We start from the raw sequence: 3,056 nt of genomic DNA, 5'->3' as shown, positions 1-3,056 counted from the left end.
GCCGTGCCCGCGGCGGTCACCGCGGCCGACATCGCCCGCTCCGTGCAGGACTGGCACGACGCCGCGGTGCGGGCGGTCGCCGCGGGGTTCCGCTTCGTCGAGCTGCACGGCGCCCACGGCTACCTGCTGCACTCGTTCCTCTCCCCCGTGTCGAACCGTCGCACCGACGCGTACGGCGGCAGTCCGCAGAACCGGCTCCGCTACCCGCGCGAGGTGGTCACCGCCGTGCGGTCGGCGATCGGCGACGGCATCCCGCTGTCGTTCCGGCTGTCCGCGGTCGACGGCGCCGCGGACGGACTGGGCATCGACGACACGGTCGGCATCGCGCGCGCCCTCGCCGCGGAGGGCGTGGACCTCATCGACACCTCGTCCGGGGGCATCACCACCGACCGCTCGACGGACACCAGGGTCCGCCGCGGCTTCGCCTTCCACGCCGACTTCTCCCGCCGCATCCGCGACGAGGCCGGGGTGCCGACCGCGACGGTGGGCCTGATCGTGGACCCCGTGCAGGCCGATCGACTGCTCGACCACGGCGACGCCGATCTCGTGCTGCTCGGCCGGGAGGCGCTCGACGACCCCAACTGGCCGCATCACGCGCGCGCGGCGCTCGGCGACGACAGCCACGAGGGATGGGACGTGCGGTTCGGCAGCGCCCTCGGTCCGCGCGCGCGGACGCTCGCCCGGCTCGCCGCCGCGGGTGAGACCCCGCTCTCGCGCTTCGAGGGCTGAGCCGGAGCCCGAGCACTCAGGGAGCGAGCAGCTCTCTGGCGACCGCATCCCCGTCGAGCAGGTGATTGCGGCGCTCCCGCACGCGCCATCCGTTCGTCGTTCGCACCAGCTCCCACCGGTTGGCGCTGACCCGCTCCGCTTCCCAGTGGTCGCCGTCGCGCAGCAGCACCACGGAGTGCGTCACGGCCACCGCCGTGTCCCCGTCGATCTCGATCCGAGGGGCGGAGAGTACGTGCGCGCAGCCGCGGCGCAGATACTCGCGGTGCGACGGCAGGTCGACCAGGGTCCGGATGCCGTCCGCGTCCAGAACCGTGTCGTCGAAGCGGTAGGTGCCATCCGCCGCCCAGAGCGCCGAGACCTCGGCGGCGTCCGCGCTGTCCACGGCGGGCCCGTACCGCGCGATCAGCTCGGCGATCTCTGCGCGGTCCTCGAGCGCCCGCAGCCGCCGTTCGAGATCGGCGCTCACCAGTCCTGCCACGGGATGATCGTGTGCACCGGGGTCGACAGCACGACCTCGCCCGCCCCGGGGAACCGCTCTTCCACGGCGCGCAGAGCCGGGGTCACGAGGTCGGGATCGTCCTCCAGATAGAGCAGGCGGAGGCGCAGGGACCCCGGCTCATCGGCCGGGCTCTCGTCGAACGGCAGGGAGGAGTGCCGCTGCGGGTGGCTGTACGAGAAGGTCCAGGCGCCGGCGACGCCGTCCACGTCGAGCAGGGCCGGGATGAGTTCGCGGTCCTCTCGCCGATGCGCCTCGTGGGCCTTGTGGCCATGCGGCTCGGCGAAGCGGGTGGCGGTGAGGTGCAGTCCGCGGTTCGGGCGGTAGGGCAGCACGTCGGGCGACACCAGAGCGCGCGGGGCGGCATAGCCCTTCACCGGACGGAAGAACGCGAGCAGGGGGCGCTGGATGCCCGGGAGCAGCGGCCCGCGACCCCACTGGAACGAGGCCTCCCCGAGCGCATCCCACGCGGCGACGGACTCGTCGACCGGGTCGCGGAACCAGTACATGGCGACGAAGTCCACAGCGCCGGCGAGTGACCCTGTGGCCAGACCATCACCCGTCGGTCGCACTTCCCACCGGCCTCCCCCTGCGACGCCGGGCAGGGCGAGGTTCTCGGGCCGGTGGTCGAGCTGATGCCAGCGGTTGTACTCGGCGTGCTGTGAGCGGTCGTCGAGACGGACGAAGGAGAAGAAGGCGAGAGGCAGCGACACGCCCCAGTCAAGCGTTTGCTTGGTGACCTGTCAACACCCGCTCGCCTCGGGCGATCAGCGACCGGAGACCTTGCCGAAGAGCTTCGCGATCGGGGCGAGCACGAGCGGACGCGCCGCCGCCCACGCGCCCGCGATCACGACGAGCGAGAGCACGAACACCCAGAACCCGGTCCAGGTCGCCGCATCCTGCGCCGCGAACATGTGGTTGAGGTTGCGCTGGAACCCGGTGAGCATCACGAGTGCCACGTGCACGACGATGAACGCCACGAAGTACAGCATGATCGGGAAGTGCAGCGCGCGCGCCCACTCCACCGGGTACGCCTTCGACAGCCGCTCCGCCCTCTTCGGCCACAGCCCCGACATGCGGAAACCGGTGGCGGCGGCGAGCGGCGCCGCCACGAACACGGTCACGAAGTAGGCGAGCTGCTGCAGGCTGTTGTAGTTGTTCCAGCCGTTCTCGTGCGGCCAGTCGAGCGAGACGTACTGCAGGGCCGCCGACAGCGCGTTCGGGAAGACCTCCCAGCTCGTCGGCACGATGCGCACCCAGTGCCCGGTGACGAAGAGCAGCACCACGAAGGCCACGCCGTTCACGAGCCACAGGATGTCGAGCGCCTGGTGGAACCAGAGGTTCAGGCTGATCTTTCCCTTGGGGTTGTTCCGCGGCGTCCAGAACACGGTCGGCCGCTTCTCGGTGCGCACCTGCAGACCCGAGCGGATGATCAGCACGATCAGGAACATGTTGAAGAAATGCGCCCAGTTGACCCACGGCGCGAAGCCCGGCTCGACCGGGATCGCCGGCTCGTACTCGCCGGGGAACGCTGCCAGGAAGTCCTGCATGAACGGGGCGCTCAGCAGTGCCCGCACCAGCGCGACGGCCGCGCCGGCCAGCACGCCCAGGGCCGCGGCACCGAAGAGCCCCGCGATCGCCTGCGTCCAGGTCGGGCGGCGGCGACCCGTGTCCGGAGAGGTCGTGAGGTGACGCGGCGCACGGCCGTTCCACACCGTCCGCGTCCACGGCAGCGGCGTCGCGAGGTCGGCGGCCGGCACGATCTCCGTCGTGCTCGGCGTCGCGGCGGCGGGAACGGCAGCGGCAGCGGGAGCGGTGGCGGCGGGAGCGG

At 71.9% G+C, this 3,056-nt stretch carries 4 protein-coding genes; 1 reads left to right on the top strand and 3 read right to left on the bottom strand.

What is annotated here, in order from left to right:
• A partial coding sequence (locus DW309_RS16520) for an oxidoreductase (RefSeq protein ID WP_446724767.1) occupies positions 1-729 on the top strand: 729 nt, incomplete at its 5' end.
• Between the two features lie 16 nt (positions 730-745).
• Here DW309_RS16520 and DW309_RS16515 read toward each other — a convergent pair.
• From DW309_RS16515 to DW309_RS16505, 3 genes are all read right to left on the bottom strand, one after another.
• Positions 746-1,207, bottom strand: coding sequence for a nuclear transport factor 2 family protein (locus DW309_RS16515; RefSeq protein ID WP_136034428.1), 462 nt, complete (start codon positions 1,205-1,207; stop codon positions 746-748).
• Entirely contained in the window at positions 1,192-1,938 is a 747-nt protein-coding gene (locus tag DW309_RS16510; protein WP_136045988.1) for a hypothetical protein, read from the bottom strand. Before DW309_RS16510 ends, DW309_RS16515 begins: the two co-directional genes overlap by 16 nt.
• 54 nt (positions 1,939-1,992) lie before the next feature.
• Positions 1,993-3,056: cytochrome b/b6 domain-containing protein (locus DW309_RS16505; RefSeq protein WP_240753267.1), on the bottom strand; the 1,064-nt coding region annotated here is incomplete at its 5' end.

It is taken from the genome of Microbacterium sp. K41, from assembly GCF_004794395.1.
In the GTDB taxonomy this organism is placed as follows: Bacteria; Actinomycetota; Actinomycetes; order Actinomycetales; family Microbacteriaceae; genus Microbacterium; species Microbacterium sufflavum.
Note: the sequence above shows the minus strand (reverse complement) of the source record. Positions and strands in the feature narration are given on the sequence as shown.